General features: G+C 43.1%; 19 protein-coding genes. 9 read left to right on the top strand and 10 right to left on the bottom strand.

Annotated features, from left to right (window positions below; translation table 11 throughout):
• Nucleotide 1: 1 nt before the first annotated feature.
• From AC59JT_RS00385 to AC59JT_RS00375, 3 genes are read right to left on the bottom strand one after another with little or no spacing between them, the layout of a single operon-like run.
• Entirely contained in the window at nt 2-3,193 is a 3,192-nt protein-coding gene (locus tag AC59JT_RS00385) for an error-prone DNA polymerase (RefSeq protein ID WP_497394977.1), read from the bottom strand.
• Between the two features lie 5 nt (nt 3,194-3,198).
• Nucleotides 3,199-4,698, bottom strand: a complete 1,500-nt coding sequence (locus AC59JT_RS00380) for a Y-family DNA polymerase (protein ID WP_497394975.1) — start codon at nt 4,696-4,698, stop codon at nt 3,199-3,201.
• A gap of 4 nt (nt 4,699-4,702) precedes the next feature.
• On the bottom strand, nt 4,703-5,443 hold the full coding sequence (locus tag AC59JT_RS00375; protein WP_497394973.1) for an ImuA family protein: 741 nt from the start codon (nt 5,441-5,443) through the stop codon (nt 4,703-4,705).
• A 196-nt stretch (nt 5,444-5,639) separates the two neighbouring features.
• Between AC59JT_RS00375 and AC59JT_RS00370 the strand changes: the two genes are divergently transcribed.
• Nucleotides 5,640-6,599 carry an SMEK domain-containing protein gene (locus AC59JT_RS00370; protein ID WP_497394971.1) on the top strand — a complete coding sequence of 320 codons (960 nt, stop codon included), beginning with the start codon at nt 5,640-5,642 and terminating at the stop codon, nt 6,597-6,599.
• Nucleotides 6,600-6,835: 236 nt separating this feature from the next.
• A complete protein-coding gene (locus tag AC59JT_RS00365) occupies nt 6,836-8,542 on the top strand; it encodes a DUF2326 domain-containing protein (protein ID WP_497394969.1) in 1,707 nt (568 codons plus the stop codon).
• A gap of 37 nt (nt 8,543-8,579) precedes the next feature.
• On the opposite strand, the gene AC59JT_RS00360 is transcribed toward AC59JT_RS00365, so the two are convergent.
• The 4 genes from AC59JT_RS00360 to AC59JT_RS00345 all read right to left on the bottom strand — a co-directional run bounded on the left by AC59JT_RS00360 (nt 8,580) and on the right by AC59JT_RS00345 (nt 12,430).
• Nucleotides 8,580-9,134 carry a hypothetical protein gene (locus AC59JT_RS00360; RefSeq protein WP_497394967.1) on the bottom strand — a complete coding sequence of 185 codons (555 nt, stop codon included), beginning with the start codon at nt 9,132-9,134 and terminating at the stop codon, nt 8,580-8,582.
• A 27-nt stretch (nt 9,135-9,161) separates the two neighbouring features.
• Complete coding sequence (locus AC59JT_RS00355; RefSeq protein ID WP_497394965.1) at nt 9,162-10,439, bottom strand: phage integrase SAM-like domain-containing protein; 1,278 nt, start codon at nt 10,437-10,439, stop codon at nt 9,162-9,164.
• 328 nt (nt 10,440-10,767) lie between these two features.
• Nucleotides 10,768-11,100: a hypothetical protein gene (locus tag AC59JT_RS00350; protein WP_497394963.1), complete on the bottom strand. Its 333-nt coding sequence runs from the start codon at nt 11,098-11,100 to the stop codon at nt 10,768-10,770.
• Between the two features lie 118 nt (nt 11,101-11,218).
• The gene (locus tag AC59JT_RS00345; protein ID WP_497394961.1) at nt 11,219-12,430 is read right to left on the bottom strand and encodes a zinc dependent phospholipase C family protein; all 1,212 of its coding nucleotides are present in this window, start codon (nt 12,428-12,430) and stop codon (nt 11,219-11,221) included.
• 380 nt (nt 12,431-12,810) lie between these two features.
• On the opposite strand from AC59JT_RS00345, the gene AC59JT_RS00340 reads away from it, so the two are divergent.
• The 7 genes from AC59JT_RS00340 to AC59JT_RS00310 all read left to right on the top strand — a co-directional run bounded on the left by AC59JT_RS00340 (nt 12,811) and on the right by AC59JT_RS00310 (nt 20,348).
• Complete coding sequence (locus AC59JT_RS00340) at nt 12,811-14,235, top strand: sulfatase family protein (protein ID WP_497394959.1); 1,425 nt, start codon at nt 12,811-12,813, stop codon at nt 14,233-14,235.
• A gap of 124 nt (nt 14,236-14,359) precedes the next feature.
• Entirely contained in the window at nt 14,360-15,451 is a 1,092-nt protein-coding gene (locus tag AC59JT_RS00335) for a family 43 glycosylhydrolase (protein WP_497394957.1), read from the top strand.
• Nucleotides 15,452-15,544: 93 nt separating this feature from the next.
• Entirely contained in the window at nt 15,545-16,729 is a 1,185-nt protein-coding gene (locus AC59JT_RS00330; protein ID WP_497394955.1) for an acetyltransferase domain-containing protein, read from the top strand.
• 188 nt (nt 16,730-16,917) lie between these two features.
• Entirely contained in the window at nt 16,918-17,259 is a 342-nt protein-coding gene (locus AC59JT_RS00325; protein WP_497394953.1) for a hypothetical protein, read from the top strand.
• A 147-nt stretch (nt 17,260-17,406) separates the two neighbouring features.
• Nucleotides 17,407-18,303 (top strand): helix-turn-helix domain-containing protein, encoded by an 897-nt coding sequence (locus AC59JT_RS00320; protein WP_497394951.1) that lies wholly within the window; start codon nt 17,407-17,409, stop codon nt 18,301-18,303.
• Between the two features lie 112 nt (nt 18,304-18,415).
• Nucleotides 18,416-19,255: an SDR family NAD(P)-dependent oxidoreductase gene (locus AC59JT_RS00315; protein WP_497394949.1), complete on the top strand. Its 840-nt coding sequence runs from the start codon at nt 18,416-18,418 to the stop codon at nt 19,253-19,255.
• Nucleotides 19,256-19,364: 109 nt separating this feature from the next.
• On the top strand, nt 19,365-20,348 hold the full coding sequence (locus AC59JT_RS00310; RefSeq protein ID WP_497394947.1) for a hypothetical protein: 984 nt from the start codon (nt 19,365-19,367) through the stop codon (nt 20,346-20,348).
• Between the two features lies 1 nt (nt 20,349).
• Here the strand turns inward: AC59JT_RS00310 and AC59JT_RS00305 are convergent, their stop codons facing one another.
• From AC59JT_RS00305 to AC59JT_RS00295, 3 genes are all read right to left on the bottom strand, one after another.
• Entirely contained in the window at nt 20,350-20,556 is a 207-nt protein-coding gene (locus tag AC59JT_RS00305; protein ID WP_497394946.1) for a hypothetical protein, read from the bottom strand.
• Between the two features lie 81 nt (nt 20,557-20,637).
• The gene (locus AC59JT_RS00300) at nt 20,638-20,787 is read right to left on the bottom strand and encodes a hypothetical protein (protein ID WP_497394944.1); all 150 of its coding nucleotides are present in this window, start codon (nt 20,785-20,787) and stop codon (nt 20,638-20,640) included.
• 191 nt (nt 20,788-20,978) lie between these two features.
• Nucleotides 20,979-23,444, bottom strand: coding sequence for a phosphocholine-specific phospholipase C (locus AC59JT_RS00295; RefSeq protein ID WP_497394942.1), 2,466 nt, complete (start codon nt 23,442-23,444; stop codon nt 20,979-20,981).
• Nucleotides 23,445-23,452 lie beyond the last annotated feature (8 nt).

The following is a 23,452-nucleotide window of genomic DNA, read 5'->3' as shown; positions in this document are numbered from 1 at the left end:
GTTATCTGAAATTCCTCGCTTTTGGGATAACTTCACCGGCTGGATTTTCTCTTACCTGCGTTCGCTTATTTTCTGCATGGAACGGCATTTCGTTAGCCCTGTTGTTATTGTAAACGCTGCTACTAAGTATAGGCGTTAGGTCGTGGCAGCTTTTTACAATAACGTGTAAGACCTGACCCTCGCGTTGCACCCATCCCTGCACCATAAGTAATTTTGCTCCTAATATTTCCTTGCGAAATTCTTCAAATAGCTTTTCGAACACGACAAGGTTTACTGTGCCAGTCTCATCTTCTATCGTCATAAAGCAAACGCCTCCGGCTGTGCCAGGGCGTTGTCTTGATAAAACAAGGCCTGATACTTTCACACGGGTACCAGCTTTGGTTTGATAGATTTGCTCAGACGATAAAACCCCTAATCGCTGCAATTGCGTTCGCGTAAAGCTTACAGGATGTGCTTTTAATGATAATGAGGTTGAAGCGTAATCTTGTATAACGTGTTCAGCTTGATTCATAAACGGCAGTTCGATTTGCTTTTCCTTGGTGCTTTCGGACGGTTGACCCTTAAATAATCCGTTTGGCGTATCGCCGAGTGCTGATACCTGCCACAAAGCCTGCCGACGATCTAACCCTAAAGAGCGAAAGGCATCCGCGTTAGCTAAAATTTCTAACGCTGATTGTGAAACGCCAACATTGTAAATTTCATTTAGGTACTTATAGGGCTTGCTACGTCCTGCAAGCAGCAAGAACATATCATCTTGCCTTAAACCCTTGATTTGACGAAATCCTAAGCGAAGCGGTGCAAAAAATCCTGCACGTTCTTCAAGAATGTTATCCCATTCTGAAAAGTTTACATCAATCGGACGCACTTCAACCTTATGCTTTTGGGCGTCGATTATTATTTGTGCAGGCTGGTAAAAACCCATGGGCTGGCTGTTTAGTAGTGAGGCAGCGAAAACGTCCGGATAATAACATTTGAGCCACAATGACACATAAACTAATAACGCGAAACTGGCGGCGTGGCTTTCCGGGAAACCGTAGGAGCCAAAGCCTTCCAACTGTTTGAATATGCGTTCCGCAAACTCCCTTGTGTAGCCCCGCTCTATCATTCCGTTGACTAGCTTTTCTTGATAAACATTGACAAGCCCTTTGAATTTGAACGTTGCCATGCTACGGCGCAGCCCATCCGCTTCGGTCGGGGAGAAACCTGCCGCCACCATGGCGATCTTCATTGCCTGTTCTTGAAACAGCGGTACGCCTAACGTCCGGCCTAATATTTCTTCCAGTTCTTTTGATGGAAAAGTAATTGGTTCTTCCCCGTTACGCCGACGTAAATAAGGGTGCACCATGTCGCCTTGTATTGGACCTGGCCTTACAATAGCAACTTCAATTACCAAATCATAAAAACACTTTGGCCGTAATCGGGGCAACATAGATTGCTGTGCCCGGCTTTCAATTTGAAAAACCCCCACGGTATCGGCGGCACTAGCCATCTCGTAAACGCCAGGATCTTCTTGCGGTACGTTAGCAAGCGTAAGTTCCAAACCATAATGCTGCTTACATAAATCAAACGCTTTGCGGATACAGGTAAGCATACCTAATGCCAGTACATCTACTTTTAAAAAGCCAAGGGCATCAATGTCGTCTTTGTTCCACTCGATATTCGTTCGATCCTCCATCCGTGCATTGATAATGGGGCATAGATCTGTCAGCTTGCCTTGGGTGACAACGAAGCCGCCTGTATGTTGGCCTAACTGGCGCGGAAACCCCATCATTTGACTGGTTAATTTCAACACGTTCAACAAATGCGGGTCATTTGGATTCAACCCCTGCTCTTTCAATCGCTGTGGTTCGAACCACTCATCAGTATATTCCCAGATAGCAGAGGACAGCCGATCAATTGTATCTTGGGATAACCCCATAACCTTGCCCACATCGCGGATAGCGCCTTTTTGACGTTGCTGGGTCACTGTGGCCACAATCGCTGCGCGATCTCTGCCATATTTTTTATAGATGTACTGGATAATTTCTTCGCGGCGTTCATGTTCGAAATCAACATCAATATCCGGCGGCTCGTTACGAGCGCTTGAGATAAAACGCTCGAATAACAAATCAAACTGCGTGGGGTCGACAGAAGTAATGCCTAAATAATAACATACCGCCGAGTTAGCTGCTGACCCCCGACCTTGGCACAAAATCCCTCGTCGCCTAGCTTCCCTCACTATGTCTTCGACAAAAAGAAAATAGTTGGCGTAGTCCATTTCTTCAATGAATTTAAGTTCATGTTCTATAGTCTTGACTACTTTTGTCGGTGGCTTTGTACCAAACACCTCGGCAACACCTCGCCATGTAAGATATTTAAGCTCTTCTAATGGGCTTCGTCCATTTTGGTTGATCTCATGAGGATATTCGTATTTCAGCTCATCCAAACCAAAGGTGCATGCGTCAGCAATTACCTGGGTTTCTTGTAAAGCCTCGGAGTAAAGTCGAAAAATACGCTCAACTTCAGAGGGTGGTTTGATGTATCGCTCAGCGTTGGCATGTAGTAAAAACCCTCCTTGCTGAATGGTGCATTTTTCTCTCACACACGTTAAAACATCCTGCAACTCGCGGCGGCTTAAATCGTGATAGTGAACATCGTTTGTAGCAACCATTTTTATCTTATTACGCTTCGCTAACTGATCAATGCGAAATAACCGCTTATTATCGGCGCTTAAATAAGTGCGGCTTGCAGCAATATACAAGTTCGGAATTTGTTGTGCGTATTCTGCAACTTCGCTTTTAAATGAATCCTCAAATTGAAAAAACTTATTGAGCGTTGGTGGCGGTATTAAAATGAAGATGATGCCATTGGTACACGCAAAAACATCTGCTTTATATAGGAAACATGTACCTTTTTCGGCACGTTGGTTTCCTAAAGTAAGTAATGCAGACAGTCGTCCGTACGCCTCTTTGTCGGTCGGGTAAGCAAGTAAGCTTGGCCCGTCAAGCAAATCGAGACGGCAGCCAGGTATAATGCGAATGCCTTTGGCTTTTGCCGCCACATGTGCGCGCACTAAACCGGCAAAGGTGTTACGATCCGTGATACCGATCTCATTGTAACCTAAATCAGCCGCATGGTTTACTAATTCGTCGGGATGTGACCCACCGCGCAAAAAGCTGAAATTGGTTGTAACCTGTAACTCGACGTACGCCATCTATATCACGCAAAAAATCCATGTAAAAACCATTGTGTTTGGGTAGCTCCGTAGTGACCGGAACGGTAAACCCAATAGCGGTTTCCAGTCTGATCTTCGACGATGTAGTAGTCTCTATGTTCTCCTTCATCGAGCCACCATTCACGTTCAATGCGTTCAGGCCCATCAGCGCGTTTAATATGATGGACTTTGTTTTGATATCGAAACAGCATTGGCGGATAATCAGGAATCGGTGCCGATACGTTTATCGGCTCAGGCCTTTTCAAAAGTTCCATTGGTCGCTGTAAATCTGTGCGCCATAAAGTTTGCGGCAGTTCCTTAGGATTAAGCGTTGACTTGATAGAACGCTCCGGCCAATAACGCTCTTGCGGTAAATATCGGTGTATCGCTTGCGGGCCGATTTTACCTGCAACGCGATCAAGCAACTCCATTACACCGTTGTTTTCCAAGGTGGGCTTAGTAACCCATAAGGCTTGCTGTATTATATCATTATCATCAATTTTTGTTGCTTCAAGCACGAATAATTCAATGCCGAGACCAGGCGCAATTTTTTCGATATTCAGTTCAAATAATTTAAATAGATGGTCAACATGGCATGTTGCTTGGTTTGTACCAATCTCTGTTTGTTGTACTTTGCCATCAACGCGATATGTTTTGAAAACTGCGTTACGAATACCCTTACTCTCAGTAAACAGGCGTTGGCACAAAGTTTCAAGCAACTGGCGTAACGCAATTTCGATTCCTACGCGTGTGCGGATCGGCTCCATGCTTGGTAAGCGCTCATGATAAGGCTCTGGCATAACGATTGGTTTAATATATTCCTCAACCTCGCCAAAAGCTTGCATTAGTCGCAACAGCAAGCCGTCACCAAAGCGCCGTCTTAAACTCGCTCGTGGTATAGATGCAAAACTTTCAATACGGCGAAACCCCAACTTATGCAGCTTGTCTAACACAGTACCTTCTAAGCGTAATGCAATTGGCGGCAAAGCCATCACCGCATGTTTATGCTCATTGGACGGTATGATAGCATTGCGTTGACCATATCGGGCTATTGCCCAAGCTGCGCCAACGGTATCAGCAATAGCGGCCCTTACCGTGTAACCCTTACCTTTCAAGCGACCTATAACATCCTCCATGTATTGCGCCTCCCCGCCCCACAAATGCGCACAGCCGCTACAATTGAACATTAAACCGTCTGGAAGGTCGAGTGCGACTAAAGGCGTATAGCGGATGCACCATTGCCCGATAACATTTAGTAATTTTTGCTCACGGCCTGGGCGGTCGTCTAAAATTTTTAAATGCGGCACAATTGCTTTAGCATCGGCTATGCGCATTTGAGTTGTTAAGCCGTGGGTCTCTGCGATTGCGTTAAGGGCGGTAATGACAAGACGGTTTTGTTCGGAATGAGAAAATACCAATGGCACTTTACCCAATTCAGGCTTGCGCAAAGTTGCCCAATCCGTTTTTAAACGACAAAACCATAACGCCATAAATCGCTTGTCCATGTCCTCATCCCGCCTTTCTTGTTTCGTGAGATACCGGCGCAATAGCTGCCATACCGCTATCTAGTGAAACGAATTTATCGCCCTGCCATTCAATTTGCCATGAGCCGGGTTGGCCGTTTCGCACTTTAAGGAGTTCAATATTCCATCTTGGAAACCCAACACCTGGTAAGCCTTCTTCAGGTTGCGTTGGTAATGCTGTGACGCGCCATCGTGCGGCGCAAGCGGTAGTGGAAATTTTTTCAGGATCGGTCCGTAAGACAAAGCCTGTTACGTGACTTTGCTCTACTGCTAATTGTAGCCGCCTTGATTGTATAAAACTAAGTTCCCGCAATTCAGCAATTACCGCTGTAAAGCCTGTGCATTTTAATGCTTCCTCAAAAATCCAAAGGACCTCTTTTTGACGGTTGGCATCAATAAAGATTACTTGATCTGGATCGACACCAAATGCTGCTAAGGCAGGCGGAAATAAAGTGCGTTTGGCACTCACCCAAAGGCATAGATTTCCCGAATTTGATAGTGAGCTGAGTAATCCGGTAATAAAACCATTGCAGACGGCGGATTGCTCTCCGGGTTCACAAAGAAACTCGTGCAACATACCGGTCGGTAGAACCGAATTTGGAAATGATGCTTCAATTTGCTCCAAGCCAGCAATATGCTTCGCATCATTAGCCAAAGGCTTATACCCCTGCTGTAGCAGGATATCCTTTTTTAGCTGTTCGATGATTTGTTGCTTTGTCTGTAGCATATTGACTTACTTTGCTTTACAAGTTAGGGTCGTAGGAATACTATCTTTTCTTAAGTATATATTCCTATTTCTCTAACTGCAAGAACAAAGATATGCTAAAAAAATTAGCAAAATCAAATCTCAATTATATCTTTGACCTAAATTTTTGTTCCTTCAGTTGAGTTAATTGATATATTTATACCTTCATTGGAAAGCCATGATTAGTCGCCAAGATTATATAAGTAATATCATAGACAAACTTTCGTTTCTAAAAATGAAGGTTGGATTATCCAATCCTTTAAATTTCACAGACATAAACATCATATCCGAGAATTTTTTTCGTGATTTTTTAAATCTGGTTTATGGATATAATCTGGACAACATAAATAAAATAATACCAAATGCTGCCGCAATAGATCTTGGAGACGAGATTGAGGGCATATGTTTTCAAGTAACATCTACAAATAAAATTATTAAGACTAGAAAAACTGTTAAGAAGTTTATCGAATACGACTTACACAAAAAATTTTCAAAGTTGGTAATTCTCAATATAGTTGAAAAGAGCAACCATCAAGAAGCAACTATTGGTGATCCGGAAATTTTTGAAATTGACACCAAAGAAGATATTTGGGACATCGGAACGTTGTTAGCTGATATTCAAGATATAAAAGACACTGACAGAATTGGGGAAATCTCGAATTTTTTAGATAAGGAGATAAAATTTGAAAACGTACATACAATCGCTAAAGAACTTTTGACTTTCACATCATTAATTTCGATGTTAAGTGATGAAGCCCAACCATCCGCAGGCACAGGTTTTATTGAAAACCCAGATCCTGACGGTAAAATTTATAATCGCTTTGAAAGCCACTCAGAATTCTTAACCAACCAGTATCAAGATTTATATATCGAATACGGACAGGTTCTTGACGATGTATTGGGACAAGCAGATATTGAGCAGATAAGAGTACGTCGTCTAGGATTGCATCTAAAAAACGAAAGCGATAAAGTTTTAACGCTATCAAACAATGATCCCCGTTTGGCTATTGAAGAATTGACAGCAAGGTATGAATCGCTACTTCAAGTTCGAGGTGATCACTTTGATAAATCAGCTATTAGATTTTTTCTTCTGGATCAGCTAATCAAATGCAATGTCTTCCCAAATAAGCTAAACTAAAATGAGTAGTATACTTTTTAAAGATGAGAATTTGATGTCTTCCGCACCGGTGGTAGGCTTTAAACTATTAAAGTATATGAATGCTAAAAACGTCGAACGCATTAGCATTTTCGACGTTGTAGATCATTTTCGTAGCGAGCGGTGGTTTACGCCTAAAGCTCTTTATTATGCGATGATGTTTTTGTTTACCGTCGATGTAATCGACTTTTCTAATTCTTATATTATAGTAAAGAAAAATGTTACAGCTAATTAGACTATATACCGAACCCGCTGTCATAGATCCTATCGAATTCTCGTCAGGGTTAAATTTAATACTTGGCGAAACGGACGTGACAAGCGATAAAACCAATGGGGTTGGTAAGTCGCTTAGTATTGAGTTTATAAATTTCGCATTACTCAAGCGAAAAAGTGACAGTAGAGTAAATCAAATTCCAAAGGATGCTTTTTCGCCCGAGATTTTGATATGTTTGGATTTCAAACTATTCAATAAACCATACACAATTCAACGCTCACTACGAGATTCGGAAACACCGATAATTATAGAAGATGACAATAAAATAGTTTTCTCAAAAATTGAAGATGCCAATAACTTTTTGACAGAAAAGCTATTCGCTAATTCAGAAGACGCATATCCTTCATTTAGAACGATGATGGGGCCGCTAATAAGAGATGAACGATCCGAATTTAAATCTCTGATTGGATGCTATGACACCAAAAGCAGGGTACCTGATAATTACTCACCCCACTTATATTTATTAGGAATTGATATAAACGTTTATGAGTTAGTAAGACAATACATCGTAATGATTGATGACCTTCAAAACGACTTAAAAAAGGTCAAAGATAATGTTTTATTGATAAGACAAAAAGATATAGATGACGCGAGATCCGACTTAAACGAATTGGATGACGAAGTTAAGTCTATAGAAGCGAGCATTGACAAGTTGGAAAATACTACTGGCTATGAATTAGTCCGTGACGAACTAATTAGACTTGAAGGTGAAATAGACGGTAGACGCAGACAAAAAGGGATACTCAAAGTCCAACTTACAAAGCTTAAGCCAGTATCTCAAAAAGTAGATATTAGCTCTGACGAAATTTCAGAATTTTATGAAACTCTTAAAAATGGTTTGGGCGACTTGGTCAGAAAAAGCCTTGATGAAGCTTTAGCGTTCAAGGGTAAAATAGACGAATTTCAAAACCGGCTATTAACCGAAAGAAAAAAACTGCTTCAGGACGATGTATTGCAGCTTGACAAAGAATTAGACGCTCTCGATAAACAGTATTCGGCTGGCCTTTTAGTCCTTAATCAAAACGGAAATTTAAAAAACCTAAAACAAACATACGCCGCATTTAAAGACAAGTCTGACCAGCTTTCCCAACTTAGAGGGTTCGTAGATCGTTACGATGAACTTACTATTGATAAACAAAAGTATAAAGCAAAAAAGGAACAGGAATTACTAAGGTTACAGTCTTTAATTCAAGATCAAAAAAAGGCCATTGAAAGTTTCGAAAAGACAATCTTAGAGATTCACGAATTTGTTCAAGGAAATAAACAAGCTTCATTTCAGATAAAACAAGTGAATAAGGTGCAAGTTATCGAAATGACAATGCGGATTGCTGATGATGGCAGTCACAGTGTTGAACGTGAGAAGACCTTTATATACGATATGGCATTGTTGTTAAACGAATTTACAAGGAAAAACCATCCTGGCTTTTTAATTCACGATAACATTTTCGATGTGGATCAGGATACACTAGAAAGAAGTCTCGGCTATCTTGAAAAGAAAGCTAGATTCGGAGAAAGTCAATATATACTAACTTTGAACGCGGATCGGCTTAATGCAAATTCAACGGCATCGTTGGAAGAATTTGTCAGAGCTAGATTTACGAAGCAGAATAGGTTTTTAAAGACGAGATATCAAGAAACGAAGAATGGCTAGAGTTAGTATCTGACGATGGGATAAAGCATTAACAATTTTAACCGTCAGATTCATTCAACCTTTGTTCGAGTATATTAAATTCAACAGCTTTACCCTTCAATTCTGCCGATTCAATAAATGTCAAAGAGCGGCGCCTAGACATCATATATCTATATTGCAGCCCTTCAAATGAATAAGGTTGGGATTTAGCTACTTCTCGCTTTGGCAACAAATAGTCTCTAGCCAGCATAAATTCGAATCCATTTTTCAAATCCTCTCCATCAAAGTATAATGGTAAAATGCTTTTAAAGCCGCTTTGCCCTAGACTTTCTTCAATATTTTTCATACGTGTTATTTCAGCAATTGCGGCCTCTTTTGCAGACGAAAGTAATGACTCTTTCCATTCCCCAATGCATCCAACAACAGCGCGGATCATATAATTTACGATAATGCGCTTCTCCCACTCGCCTCGACCGGCTAAAGAATTCACTAACTTATCATCGTTATCAGGCACAGCGTTCAAAAAATCATCGGAATAGACAAGCCTGTTTACTTGATCAATCAATTTTAAGATTCTGCGGTTTAAAATGTAGGATTTAATAGTGCTTAACATATCCAGTTTAGCTTTATTCTTACTTGGTTAATTGGCTAGCTTTAATTTGATTTTAAAGTTCTTCTCGTTGTTATCGTTTGCTGGAGCATCGAAATTCACCACAAAACTTAAAGCATTATCTAAATCTTCTGTATTAAACGCTTTCATATAATTGTAAGTCGTCGTGATGCTTGAATGCCTAAAAGCCTCCTGTAATGTACGGAGTGTAATGTTGCCATTACTAGCTGCAAGAAATCCGAATGTGTGCCTGGCAATGTGCATAGTGAATTTTTTCGTGAGCTGTACATCTTCATGTTTCGCAACATAACGCAGAAATTTGTCGATCAACTTTGTTTTATAAGAAATCAAACGATCTATTTCATACTCGTTCGTTAGTGAACTTAGTTTCTTGAGTTCAGGAAATATTAAGTCGTGTTTGGATTCGTGATTCCTGTATTGTTCTATAATGTCCAAAACCTTTGCCGGCGGTTGGAGATTGCACATTTTTTGATTTTTGCCCATACGGTAGTAATAACGTCCATTTTGAAAATCAGACCATTTCATTTGCAGTACATCGGAAACCCGCATACCTGCGAAATAAAAAGAGATAAGCCATAAATTTCGGGCGTGATTCCAGGATGGCGATTCAGATAAATCAACGTTCTCAATTTTTCGCACATCCTCAATAGATAGACCGATTTTTTGGCTCTCAGGAATAGAGATAGAGATCTTGCCTTTGCCAAACGGATAATTTTTTTGGCTCGCGACCTCAGCAGCTATAGCATGATTGTAAACCGCACGAATTAAAATTAGGTAGTTAGTTATCGTACGATCTCCGATATTGCGCTCTGTACGCAACCAAGCGATAAAACGCTTCAACAACGGAACATTGATTTCCGCAAAAGTGATATCCCTATTCTTCAAAAATTCTTTGAAGTATTTAATACGGGACTCATCGGTCTTGATGCGGTTATATTTATACTTGTGGTTAGCAATGAAAGCAGCCGCCTGGTCAAAAAATGACGAGCCTACTTTAGGCTTAATTTTGGACGTTACAAGTTGAGATGATATATCTTGTTTTTCGTTTTCCAATTGTAATAGGGTGTCGTAAGCTTCTTTTTTGCGCGTTGAGATTACACCATTTAGCCAACCAGAATTTTTGTGTGATGACTTTACCTTTTGGTTTTTTGCATCCCATTCGTGCTCACGCAAATGATGGCCTAAGTGGATGAACGAAGTTTTGCGATCTTTAATAACACGGATGGCCAGAGGATAGGTGTCATCTTTATTTTTCTTAGCCCTTAGTACAACTTTTAGCGAAGCCATATAATGAGAATTTATTATTTATCTTTAGTCCTGATTATCAATACATAAAGATACGAAAAAGGTACAACATAGGTACAACAATTTGCGATTTTATATGATTTCAAATGAAAGGATATGAGATCAAAAGTGCGTTTAAAGCTCAATAGAGCACATTTGCCACCAGCAGAATTCTATGTGAAAGTATTCATAACCCTAAGGTCGGCAGTTCGATCCTGCTCCCCGCTACTGTGAAGCCTGTTACAAATTATTGTAACAGGCTTTTTGTTTAGTACAAGATTCAAATGATCTATAAAGTTGTGTCCGGATTGACGAAACCGGGGACCCGCCCTCACCCCTTCACCGCCTTATAAAGCTTCTTCATCTTTTTCGCATCCTTCTCCAGCTTTTCAACCAGTTCGTGTATGTCTTTGCTTTTCAGGCTGCCCAGCTTACTGCTGATGTCTTCCTTAATGGCTGATAGGGGTTTTAATTTGTTGGCTTCGTCGTAAAAAGCGCTGTCGCTAAAAAAGCCGGCAAGGTGCTCGCGGGTTTTACTTTGTATTTTTTGATACTCTTCACTTAACTCTGGGTTGTTACCCAGTTGATCGAAAACCAAGGTATCGAAGTGATCAAAAGCAATGACCAGGGTTGTTATCTCTAAGGTGACGATGTGCAGATCCATAAGTATTGTGTTATTAAAGTAAAGCTACCAAAAAACAGAAAAAACCGCCCTTGCTGTAGCTTATTTTACAATTATATAATATTGGCATCAAATTATTTTTTGTGTAAGCACGCCGCTGCTAGCGGCTCAGGGCGCCCAATAATATAGCCTGGCCAGATGCCTGTTTCTTTGGCGTATCGGGATGATTTACCGTTAAGTTTATTATTTCGGGCTTATTATAAAAAGCCAATATATTTTGCAGTAGCGATGGGGTAATAACGGCTTGCTTATCGGCCTGTAGTTTAGCAACCCATTCGTTGTATGACGCATCGGCCAGCGCGTATTCATTCAATGCTGATGCGTTTCCCGTATCATAATCAATATTGGTTAACATCAGCCTGCCTTCACCCACGTTGGCTAGGGCGGCATCATAGTTAACCATAATGCTGTCCATGCTGCGTAAAAACATTTCCTCGCAGGTTACGCCCGGATATTTAAAGCCCATTTTTTTAAGCGGACCAACCTTTGGCAATCGCTCAATTAACCGCGCTAGTGAGAGGGCAATAAAACCGATGCGGGAATAAGGTGTACCACTTTGCTTATCAAAAGCATCCTGCGACATGCGGCTGCTGAAGTTTTCGCCGGTGACATCGCTACGCGACACTTTAATGCCTTTCCTGTCCGATTGCCTGGCCACACGGGCCAGTTCCGGAAACAGATCACGCACACCCCAACGGAAACCGGCAATGGATGATTCGAAATTAGGAAACACTGTAGCCAGGTCCTGCCCATAGGTTTTGCGGAAAGCCCTTTGCAAAACCGGTGTGGCTATTTCAAACCCTATAAAATTATGATAAGCTATGCTGGCGTAGTTGCCTTTAACAGTTTGAATCACATCAAAAGCAAACTCTATGCGGCTGTGCGATGTATGGTCGTTATCATAGGTTACTACGTCGCCAAATTTTTTCTGCAGCTCTGGGTAATCAACAGCCACAGCCAGGTTAGTAGCCAGCGCGTGGCCGTATTTATCGGCCATGTAGTGCGATATGGCGCCGAGGGCAAAGGCATACTCGTCAAGCGTTTGGGCCTCATCAACCAGGGTCATCACAAAATCGCCGCTGCGTACGTAGTGTACCAGGTTGGTAAAGTATGGGCTGCCAAAAGGCATATAACCCATATCGGCCACCAGGCTGCCGCCATACGTATAAGCATAAGCCTGCGTCAGATCAGCGGCTGTAGCCGAGGGGTATTTTTTTATCAGCAAGGGTTTTATATGGCCGTTCCACGCCGCGTCAATAATGGCTTCGTGCGCTAGTATAGAGAAGGCGCGCACAGGAGTGAAGACGACCATGCAGCACAACAGAAGAAGGAGGTGTCTGCATTGGTACACTAGTTTCATGATAGCTGTACCGTTGGATATGTTATCGTGTAAATCACATTACAAATATCGGCCGGCAGTTTAAGCTGAAACTTGCTTTAAATTAAGGTTGCGTTAAATAATTAATTCGCTTTTTATAAGTGGTTACACCTATCTAACATAAAACACAAATCAACATAACATCAGCTTAACACATAGCTAATTTTAGAGATGCACTGATATCATCGGAGTAGTCAAAAAGTAACAACTTTTAAGCAGTTTGTCTCAATAGCGCCCCGGATGCTTGTATGTGCTTTTACAAATGTTATTTTTGATAACGTTATAAGCCTGTTTTGTTAAACAACACTGTATCAATGAAAACCAAATACACCTATTTAATAGCCGCGCTGGTTATTGTATCGCTTTCGGCCGCTAAAGTTACTATCCCCGGCAAGGGAAAAACACAAACACCCGCAAGTAAGCCCAACGTTATCATCATAATGGCTGATGACCTTGACAGTAAACAGCTAAGCTGCTATGGCGGCAAAAATCTGGTCACCAAAAATATCGACCAACTGGCTACCGAAGGTTTAAAGTTCAACCAGATCATTTGCTCGCAGGCTATATGCGTGCCTACGCGGGCCTCGTTGTTTACGGGCTTGTACCCTATGCACCATGGCTCGTACCAAAACCACAAACCTGTTTACACCGATAGAAATTTAAAAAGCGTTTGCCAATACCTTAATGCCAATGGCTACCGCGTTGGCCTGACGGGAAAAGACCATAGCACCAAACCGGTTTCTGTTTTCCCGTTTGAGATCGTAAAAGGCTTTGAACCTATGTGCACCCGGGCTACTGACGATTATTTTTTGGACAGCGTTAAAACTTACATCACCAAAAAAGACAAACCTTACTGCTTATTTGTGATGAGCATTAACCCCCACGCCCCATGGACAGTTGGCGACCCTACCGAATTTGACGCCGACAAACTGGTTTTGCCACCACATTGGGTAGATACCAAACAAACCCGCAACCTGTTTAGAAATTACCTGGCCGAAGTGCGCCGTTTAGATAACCAGGTGGGCGATATTATGAAATTGCTGAAAGAAACCGGTCAGGATAAAAACACCATGGTAATATTTCTGGGCGAGCAAGGTCCGCAGTTTCCCGGCGGGAAGTGGAACGCTTATGATAATGGTGTAAAAAGCTCGATGATAGCGCGCCTGCCGGGCAAAATTAAAGCAGGCAGCCAAACCAACGCCATTGTGCAATACGAAGATATTACCCCTACCCTGATTGATTTTGCAGGCGGTAAACCTATAACCGGACTAGATGGCCAAAGCTTTTTGCCGGTTTTATGGGGACAAAAAGCGCAGGCACGCCCTTATGCTTACGGCATCTACAATAACATTCCCGAAGGTACCGCTTACGCTATACGCAGCATTCGCGACAGCAAATACAAACTGATCATGAACCTTAGCGCCCCGGCGCCTTACTACAACAAGTTTATGATGAACCCGGCTAACAAAAACAACGTATGGAGCAGCTGGGTTGAAAAAGGCACTAACGATGCTAAAGCGCAATTTTTGGTTGACCGGTTTGCCCACCGCCCGCCTGTAGAGTTTTTTGACATCGTAGCCGACCCATATGAATTGAGCAACCTGGCCGGCGATGCCAAATACAAAACGCAAATTGCCGGCTACACTGCCGAAATAAAAAAATGGATGACAGCACAAGGCGACCCGGGAGCCGAAATTGATAAACCTTTTGGCAATAATGCGGCTGCGGAAGACAAGTAAGTTTTAAAGTTTTATTTTTTATTGAATTAACATAACTACTGCTTTATTTAACCCTAGTGCTTATCAATTAACATAACTTACGTTAACATTGGGATGCATTATAAACCAATAAACAATGTTGATCATGAAACCCATTGCACTTAAAATAGGCCTTGCTGCGCTGTTTTTATTTACCATTAACGCTACCGTCATTGCGCAACAATACAGCAACCCGCAAGCGCCTGTTGGCGATACAAAACTAACTGTGCCCGCTGTTGTAAAACCGTTGATGGACAGTTTTATGCGCGATACCTATGTAACCTACGGCCCGGATGGTAATTATTACATGACGGGTACCGTTAACCCCGGCAAAGGCAAAAGCAAGGGCATTTATATGTGGCGATCGGCCGATATGAAGAAATGGGATGCCATGGGCTGCGTATGGTCTATGGATAAAGATGCTACCTGGCAAAAAAACTGGCGCCCGAAACCGACAGATTTCTGGGAAACCAAACTAGCCGACTCTGCCTACAAAAGCGTTTGGGCACCCGAGATACATTACATTAAAAGTAAAAAGCAATGGATGATAGTTACCTGTGTAAGCCATGGCGATACCTTCGTGCTAAAAAGCACATCGGGCAAAGCCGAGGGGCCTTATGTTAATATTGAGGGCAATGCTTCGGCACCAATTTTTAACCATATTGATGGCAGCTTGTTTGAAGATGATAACGGCACGGTTTACCTGGTGGGCCATAATCATTTTATAGCCCGTATGAAGGACGACCTAAGTGATTTGGCCGAACCTATCAAACAATTAAAAGAAACGCCATACGAGGTAGAACCCTACCTGGAAGGTGCATACATAACCAAGCATAATGGCAAGTACCAGTTATTGCAAACCGCATGGTCAATACATAAACCCGATGGCAGCTACTCGTACCTTGACAACGTGGTTAAACGATCGAACATGGTGAGCTATGACGTGGTGGTAGCAGAGGCTGATAACATTTACGGTCCGTACGGCCCGCGCTACCCGGCCATTATGGCGGGCGGGCATAATAACCTGTTTATTGGCAAAGATGGCAAGTGGTGGTCAACCACATTTTTTAACCCCAAAGGCGAAGCCGCTAAAACTTTCCCTGCCGTATGCCGCCCGGCGGTGCTGGCTGTTAAGTGGGAAAATAATAAGCTGATGCCCGATATTGAACGCACCGAGCAATTTTATAACGGCAAATAGTAAGTAGGCGAATCGATTAAAATTTGACTCAAGGCAGAGATAAAGCCATCGGTAAAAACACTTACCTTTAGTTTTACAAAACCTCTCGCACCAATGAGCACAATTTTAAAGAACCGCATTACTTCTATTGATTTCCTGCGTGGCACCATCATGATCATTATGGCGCTTGACCACGTGCGCGATTACCTGTACGCGGGTTCTTTTTATCATGACCCGCTTGATCTGGCTAAAACCAATGGCCTGGTATTTTTTACCCGTTGGATAACGCATTTCTGCGCGCCTATATTTATGCTGCTGGCGGGCACATCGGCCTGGTTTATCGGGCAAAAAAAGACAAAGGCTGAGCTATCATCTTTCCTTGTAAAGCGGGGTTTATGGCTCATTGTATTGGAGCTTTTTGTAGTAAACTTTGGCTGGAATTTCAATATCACCTTCCCCATGTATTTCTTCATCACCATATGGGCGCTGGGTTTAAGCATGATCATCCTGGCGGGATTTATACACCTGCCCATCAAATACATCGTGACCATATGCCTGCTCATTGTTTTCGGGCATAATTTGTTGGATAACGTGCATGTTGCCGGCAATACTTTACCGGCTTTCGGTTGGGCATTGGTGCATGATCAGCAGTTTTTTACCTGGCATGGCATCGCCTTTTTAGTGGGCTATCCCATTGTGCCCTTAATGGCGGTTATGCCTTTGGGTTACGCGCTGGGCAAATGGTACACCGGGGGCTATGATGCTGCGAAAAGGAAAACCAATTTACTCATGATCGGCTCGTTAAGTATGGTGCTATTTATCGCTCTGCGCTATATTAATGTGTATGGCGATCCATCAAAATGGAGTGCTCAAAAAGATGCCTTCTTTACTTTCCTGTCGTTTTTAAACGTGAGTAAATATCCGCCGTCATTATTATACCTGCTGATAACCCTTGGCACAGCTTTACTATTTTTAGCTGTAAGCGAAAAAGCGAAGGGTGCGGTGGTAAACGTAATTTCGGTATACGGGCGGGTGCCGATGTTTTATTATTTGCTGCACATATACATCATTCACCTGGTGGCCTTACTTGCCTCGGCTTTCACACCGGGACAGGATTGGACGATTTGGATATTGAAGCAACCCATCTGGTTCACCGGCGATCTGAAAGGTTACGGCTTCTCTCTACCGGTTGCCTACCTGCTCTGGGTAGTTATCGTAGCTGCCCTGTATCCGCTTTGCAAAAAATACGACACCTACAAGCAGGCAAATAAACACAAATGGTGGTTAAGTTATTTGTAGGATAATAGATAAAAAGAAAGCCGCTTCAAAAAGGCGGCTTTCTTTTTATCTGGCTTATTCGGTTCTTAAAGTTAATCCAGATTAGTTTCAAGCCAATACATAACCCTGAAAATATATTTTTCAATTTATACTTTGAAATACAAAGTACTTTTATATATCTTTGTACCGTACTCTAAAATTTAAACAACATGACACACGAAAACACTTTACCAACCCAGCCCGCGCCTGTAAGCTTACTAGCTAAGCGCATGTTAATTGGCGCGGCTATCGGCCTGGCCGTTATATCATTTTTTGTATTCGTAGGCGGGCAAAACCCGCCGACCTACTGGGGACCAAACTGGCGCATAAAGCCATTACTGGTAACGCCAACTGTTGCCGCACTAGGTGGCTTATGCTTCCACTATTGGACCGGCTTTTTTAAAGTTACCGGCTGGCAAAAAATTGCAGTATTTGCACTAGGCGTAATTGGTTTTATCATAGCGCTTTGGATGGGCACCGTATTAGGCCTGGCAGGCACTATGTGGAATTAGTTTTGTGAATATATATTAGTTTCTGTTTTGTGGAAGCCCGGTAATAACCCGGGCTTTTCTGTTTGAATTTTGTAAGCAATAGTTTGATGCACGCAAACAAAACACTACCTTAATATGTAATTTTACGTAGTAAAATTAAAACGTGCCATGTTAGCAAAAACCGAAAGCATTGAAGATTTTTATCAGCATAAGTTTAACTACCTGCCGGCTAATCTGCAGCAAAATGTAGGGCATTTTAATGTTTTCAGGCTGGAGGATTGTATAGGCGCGCCGGTGCATTACAGTCGCAAGGATTTTTATAAGATAACGCTGATCCGTGGCAATAATCGTTACCATTATGCCGATAAGAGTATCGAGATCAATGAGCCTACGCTGATATTTTTTAATCCGCAGATACCTTATACCTGGGAACCTTTGTCTGACGAGATCAGCGGGTATTTCTGTATTTTTTCCAAATCGTTTTTTAGCGATAAGATATTTGGCGGACTAAATGATCTGCCGATGTATAAATTGGGCGGCAAGCATGCTTATACGTTAAACGAGTTACAGGACCAGCAGGCCAGCGTTATATTTATTAAAATGATGGAGGAGATCAAGTCCGATTACGCTTTCAAGTACGATCTGCTGCGCAATTATGTAACCGAGCTTACCCACCTGGGCCTTAAAACACAGCCTAACGAGAATGTATTTCATCACCCGGATGCCAAATCACGCATCACATCCGTGTTTACTGAACTGTTGGAAAGGCAGTTCCCGATAGAAACCCCTTCGCAACGTTTTACCATGCGTTCGGCCAAGGATTTTGCGGATCAGTTGGCCGTGCACGTTAACCATCTTAACCGCGCCATTAAACAAACCACCGGCAAAACCACTACCGACCTGATCGCTGAGCGCCTCCTCGGCGAAGCCAAAATACTGCTAAAACATACCGATTGGAATGTATCCGAAATTGGTTATTGCCTGGGTTTTGAGGAAGCATCGCACTTCAACAACTTCTTTAAAAAGCAAACCCAATACTCGCCAACAGCCTTCCGCGCCGCGTAAACAGGCTTACAAAATTCAAACTGTTTGAATTTTGTAAGCATCGGCTTGATTGCCGCAAACGGTAGCCCTGCTTACCGCCATACCTTTGATTCATAATCTAAAACGAAAGAAAATGAAAACTCAAAAAGTATGGTTTGTAACAGGCGCCTCAAAAGGATTGGGCCTGAGCTTAGTAAAACTATTATTAAACAACGGACATAAAGTAGCCGCAACATCGCGTAGCGTAGATAGCCTGGTTAAAGCCGTTGACAACAGCACCGATGCCTTTTTACCCCTGGCCGTAAACCTGGTAGCCGAAGACAGCGTAGCCGATGCCATTGCAAAAACCATTAGCACCTTTGGCCGCATTGATGTGGTGGTAAACAACGCCGGTTATGGCCTGGTAGGCGGCGTAGAAGAACTGACAGATGCCGAAGCCCGTAGTAACTTTGATGTTAATGTATTTGGCTCCTTAAACGTCATTCGCAAAGCGCTGCCGCAAATGCGCAGCCAGCAAGCCGGCCACATCATCAACATATCATCCATCGGCGGTTTTGTGGGCGATTTCCCGGGCTTTGGTATCTATTGCGCCACCAAGTTTGCCATGAACGGTTTCACCGAATCACTGGCTACCGAAGTTGCCGCCTTCGGTATCAAAACTACGGTGGTTGAGCCGGGCTATTTCCGCACCAACTTCCTGGAATCAGACTCACTGGTTACACCTAAAAGCCCTATCGAAGCCTATGAAAGTGTGCGCCAGGCAATTGAGCTGCATGAAAAAAGCATTAACGGCAACCAACCAAACGATCCTGAAAAAGGCGTAGCGGCTATTGTAGCCATCACCGAAACCGAGAACCCGCCGCTGCATTTGTTCCTGGGGGCCGATGCTTTTGGTATGGCGCAAAATAAACTAAGTTCGCTTGGTAAAGAAATGGAAGATTGGAAAGAGCTGACTACATCAACAGGTTTTTAATACCCTTGCTTCATAAACAAAGAGCCGGCCATCAGGTCGGCTTTTTTGTTTTGGCTTTGGCGGAAAATAGTCCCTCATTTTTGTAAATTCATAGCATCAGATCAATGTTATGAAACTTGCCTTATTTTTCGTATCGCTATTATTTATGTTGAGTGCTTGCCAGGAGAATGGTAACAAAAAAAAACACACAACTTTAAACGGCCGAAGTATCCCGGCGGCGTGGATAAATAAGGTGAGGCAAAGAACTTATAGCATGAAGGATACAAGCCTGCTAAATGAATTTGCGGCACTGGTAAAATCGGATATCCATTTTGCCAAAGGTAAAGTTACGTCTACCGATCCGTTTGTATTTAATACCATATTTATTGATTTAGATGGCGAACCGGGAGAAGAAATGATAGGCTTATTTGGCTGGTACTATGAAATCCCATACCTATGCGTATTTAAACAGGGCAAAGATGACTGGCACCTTGTATACAAAGAGGAAATAAGCACATTTTATAACGCACCCAGCATATCAATAGCTACTAATCTTTCAAAAAATAAAACCTTTTATTTAAAACGGGTTTTTCAACATGGCTCCGGCATTTATGGTGAAGCTTGCGATTTTTACAAATTGATTGATGGCAAAGTATACAACTGCCTTAATATTGTGAATAATGCTCATGTATATGGTTGGGCTCTTGATATCAACCAAAGAATAAGAACCAGTTTTGTTTTTAATAATGATATTAACGATGAACTTTGGGTAACGTATGACTATAACTTCTTTCCCGGCTATAGTGCCCGATACAGCTATGGCGATTATCCACAGGAAGAAATCCATTTAATAAGCGGCGAAGGTAACGTACTGTACACATGGGATAACAAAACATATCGTTACAAACCCGCCATTCCCGCTTACAAAAACAGCCTTGAAGACCTCACCAAAGAACAAATAGCCTGTTTTGGCGACTTTGGGAATGATAGCCTTTTTGTGTCAGCCTTCGGCAAACAGATACAGGAAAAACTTAAAACAGGCACGCCCATGCAAAAGCAGATCTTAAAAAAATACATGTCGCGGGTAAAAACGCATACCACCAATACCCCTTAAATTACGGCTTGCGTAAGCGGCGCATGATTAAACTGGTTCGTGGCGCAAACTTATGATGCAAATAAAACTGGTAGCCAGAAAGACCAATAGCATAAGCCGCCAGCAAATGATCATGGGTGATAACCATGGCCACAATCACCCCAATATTTAAAACAAACAAAAAAGTAAGGCAAAAGCCTATTGAAGATGGTACTCTGAATTTTTTCATGATAGCACAGAAACTTACAAGACAGTAAAAAACTAACGTTTTAAAACCGGCCCCAAAACCAGGAAAAAGCCTGGCCGGGGCTTACTTGATGAAGTCCTTACAGCTTTGCAGGAAGGCGTAGGCAAGCCTTGTGTACGAAAAACAAATAACCACCGCAGGCGCTGCCGGGTACGGCGCGTTGTAAGCGGGTGTGCTTACCCTTGAGTGGTATGTTTTTAGGGCGTAGATCATGTAATATGATACAAGTTAACGCTATTTGTTGTAGAAAGCAAGTACTAAACAGAAATGTCATCTCGAGCGATAGCGAGAGATCTATACACGGACAGGTAGCATAGTACTTAGCGAGTGTATAGATTTTTTCGCTACGCTCAAGAGAATAGTTCTCCCGTTGGTCGAGATGACATGGTGGGTGAATAAGGTGTTTACGCCCCTATCAACGGATCAGTAAAGCCAGGCTTACCTGTTTCTACCCTTCCCGCGTAGCGGTGAGCGAAATTGGTAAAACCATTGACCCTCAATTCCAGATCATACCAATTATAACTGGTTTTAAGGCTGATGAGCTTTATCGCTTTGACACCTGGGCCTAGGGTTACAGTTTGTGTTCTTTGTTGATAGGATTTATCAGCCACGCTAACAGTAAGCTGCTTTTTGCCTGCGTTGCTAAAACGTATCTCCAAATCGCCACTCGGCTTATAATTGAGCGTTACCTGCAACGCGGGATCATTCTTATCTCCGGCAATATCCCTCAAAAATCCATTCGGACCATTCAGTCGCAAATGATAGCGCGCATTTTCAAAAGCGCTTAACGGCCATTCATAAGTTATTTTATCATTGGCTTTTACCGCAAAATCCCAGATACGCATCTGCGATCCGCCATAAGTACCCGGCGCGCAAACTGTAAACGGTGCGCCAACGCCCGTGCCTGGGCTCATGCTTATCACTATTTTATCTTTAGCAGCATTAAGGTGCCCATCCGCATGCAACTGATAGGGCAAGGCGCATGATTGCCTGCTGCCTTTCTCTTGCTCGGGGAATTTTGCGTATGATGAAGGACGATGGTTAAATAGTTTCACCTCGTCGGCCGTTAAGGCTTTAAAATTTGAGGGCAGATCTTTATATCGCGCCCGCTGAATACCGATCACCGATTCATTACGGTTAAGCGAAGCGGGATAATTTATCTTCTCGCCGTTATAAGGGCGGAAGATGGATGTCAGATCTCCGCAAACCGTGCGGCGCCAGTCGCTGATGTTAGTTTCCTTAACAGCTTTGCCTGATTTTTTACTTAAAAATTTTTCCAAAAACTGTAGGCACGAGGTATGATCAAACACCTGCGAGTTTACCCATCCGCCCCGCGTCCAAGGCGAAGCTACTACCATGGGTACGCGGAAACCTAAACCTATCGGGCTTTCGCGGCGCCATTTGGCGGACCAGCCACGTTTTTCTTCCTGTGCCATGCTTACGTGTTCAACCGCGGTATCTATACCTGTTGATGTTTTACCTGTTTCGGCTTTGGCGGTGTGTGGCGGCACAAATGGTGCTACGTGATCAAAATAGCCATCATTCTCGTCGTAGGTGAGTATAAAGATGGTTTTCTTCCAAACCTCCGGGTTTTTGGTTAATATATCCATCACCTCCGACACATACCAGGCCCCATACCACGGCGAACCGGGATGATCTGAAAAGTTTGACGGTGCCGCCAGCCATGATACCGTTGGCAGCTTGCCGTTATTTACATCATGCCTAAACTGGTGTAAAATATCTCCCTTAGGCACCTTCATTTCGCGCTGTGTGCCGTTATCATCATAAGTAATCGTTTCCAGCTCGTGGTAATGCGGATCATTCACGTTGGTGGTAAAAGCTTTGCGGTGCAGGTTTTTTTCAAATTCGCTTAGTTTGTCAAAACGTTCCTGCGTCCAGATGGCGCGTTCGGCTTTTATTTTTTCCAGTTTAGCCGCTTTCTCTTTGGTGGCTTTGGTTTGCTCGGGCGTTTGCATCATTAGCTTCGCATCGGCCAGTTCTTTCTCTAATTGGGGTTCGGCTTTGGCCAGGTAGTCAAGGTGCGCTTTGTGCAGGCGCACATTAAAGCGTTTATGAAACTCGATGTTATTATCGGTAAAGTTGCCCAGCCAGTCGTCCTTCTCTCCCTCCAGACCAATGCCTACGCTCAGCTCATTCTGGTATATTCGCCAGCTAATGCCCAGTTGCTCCAGGCGTTCGGGGAAGGCGATCATGTCCAGATCCTTGTAATCAAACTCCTCGTTCCATACCAGCGCGGGCGAATTTTCATTCTGCTCCTGCCTTATAGTACCCGCCCAAAAGTAGGATCGGTTAGGGCTGGTACCTGTCAACGATGAACAAAAGTGCTGATCGCATACCGTAAAAGCATCCGCCAGGGCATAATAAAACGGGATATCTTTCCGGTCGTAATAGCCCAGCGTTAAGGGCATATTAGCGTAGTTTTTATTGCCCGACCGTTTGCTATCCAGCCATTTATCCATTTTGCCGCCATTGCGGGCATCCACCTGGTTCTCCCACGAGTGGGGCAGCGACTGCATCCAGGTAGCTTTTGAATTTTTGATGTCGAGGTTGTGCGGCACATACGTTTCGCCGGCGGCGTTTGTTTGCGCCCATACTTTGTTACCGTTTGGCAAATCCATAGCCCGCGGATCGTCAAAACCGCGCACGCCTTGCAAGGTGCCATAACAATGGTCAAACGACCGGTTTTCCTGCATCAAAAACACCACGTGCTCGGCATCCATAAAGGTTGAACCGGCGGGGGCATCAATAGCCAGGGCTTTTTGTATTGATTCGGGCAGTACGGTAAATAGTCCGGCGGCACCGGTTAGCAGGGTAGCCTTTTTTATAAACTCGCGGCGTGTATTTTCCATTAAAAGCA

It is taken from the genome of Mucilaginibacter sp. A3364 (assembly GCF_059690715.1).
Note: the sequence above shows the minus strand (reverse complement) of the source record. Positions and strands in the feature narration are given on the sequence as shown.

Coding starts and splice junctions, on each gene's coding strand:
- AC59JT_RS00385 (WP_497394977.1), bottom strand. CDS start 3,193: ATGGCGTACGTCGAGTTACAGGTTACAACCAATTTCAGCTTTTTGCGC.
- AC59JT_RS00380 (WP_497394975.1), bottom strand. CDS start 4,698: ATGGACAAGCGATTTATGGCGTTATGGTTTTGTCGTTTAAAAACGGAT.
- AC59JT_RS00375 (WP_497394973.1), bottom strand. CDS start 5,443: ATGCTACAGACAAAGCAACAAATCATCGAACAGCTAAAAAAGGATATC.
- AC59JT_RS00370 (WP_497394971.1), top strand. CDS start 5,640: ATGATTAGTCGCCAAGATTATATAAGTAATATCATAGACAAACTTTCG.
- AC59JT_RS00365 (WP_497394969.1), top strand. CDS start 6,836: ATGTTACAGCTAATTAGACTATATACCGAACCCGCTGTCATAGATCCT.
- AC59JT_RS00360 (WP_497394967.1), bottom strand. CDS start 9,134: ATGTTAAGCACTATTAAATCCTACATTTTAAACCGCAGAATCTTAAAA.
- AC59JT_RS00355 (WP_497394965.1), bottom strand. CDS start 10,439: ATGGCTTCGCTAAAAGTTGTACTAAGGGCTAAGAAAAATAAAGATGAC.
- AC59JT_RS00350 (WP_497394963.1), bottom strand. CDS start 11,100: ATGGATCTGCACATCGTCACCTTAGAGATAACAACCCTGGTCATTGCT.
- AC59JT_RS00345 (WP_497394961.1), bottom strand. CDS start 12,430: ATGGTCGTCTTCACTCCTGTGCGCGCCTTCTCTATACTAGCGCACGAA.
- AC59JT_RS00340 (WP_497394959.1), top strand. CDS start 12,811: ATGAAAACCAAATACACCTATTTAATAGCCGCGCTGGTTATTGTATCG.
- AC59JT_RS00335 (WP_497394957.1), top strand. CDS start 14,360: ATGAAACCCATTGCACTTAAAATAGGCCTTGCTGCGCTGTTTTTATTT.
- AC59JT_RS00330 (WP_497394955.1), top strand. CDS start 15,545: ATGAGCACAATTTTAAAGAACCGCATTACTTCTATTGATTTCCTGCGT.
- AC59JT_RS00325 (WP_497394953.1), top strand. CDS start 16,918: ATGACACACGAAAACACTTTACCAACCCAGCCCGCGCCTGTAAGCTTA.
- AC59JT_RS00320 (WP_497394951.1), top strand. CDS start 17,407: ATGTTAGCAAAAACCGAAAGCATTGAAGATTTTTATCAGCATAAGTTT.
- AC59JT_RS00315 (WP_497394949.1), top strand. CDS start 18,416: ATGAAAACTCAAAAAGTATGGTTTGTAACAGGCGCCTCAAAAGGATTG.
- AC59JT_RS00310 (WP_497394947.1), top strand. CDS start 19,365: ATGAAACTTGCCTTATTTTTCGTATCGCTATTATTTATGTTGAGTGCT.
- AC59JT_RS00305 (WP_497394946.1), bottom strand. CDS start 20,556: ATGAAAAAATTCAGAGTACCATCTTCAATAGGCTTTTGCCTTACTTTT.
- AC59JT_RS00300 (WP_497394944.1), bottom strand. CDS start 20,787: ATGATCTACGCCCTAAAAACATACCACTCAAGGGTAAGCACACCCGCT.
- AC59JT_RS00295 (WP_497394942.1), bottom strand. CDS start 23,444: ATGGAAAATACACGCCGCGAGTTTATAAAAAAGGCTACCCTGCTAACC.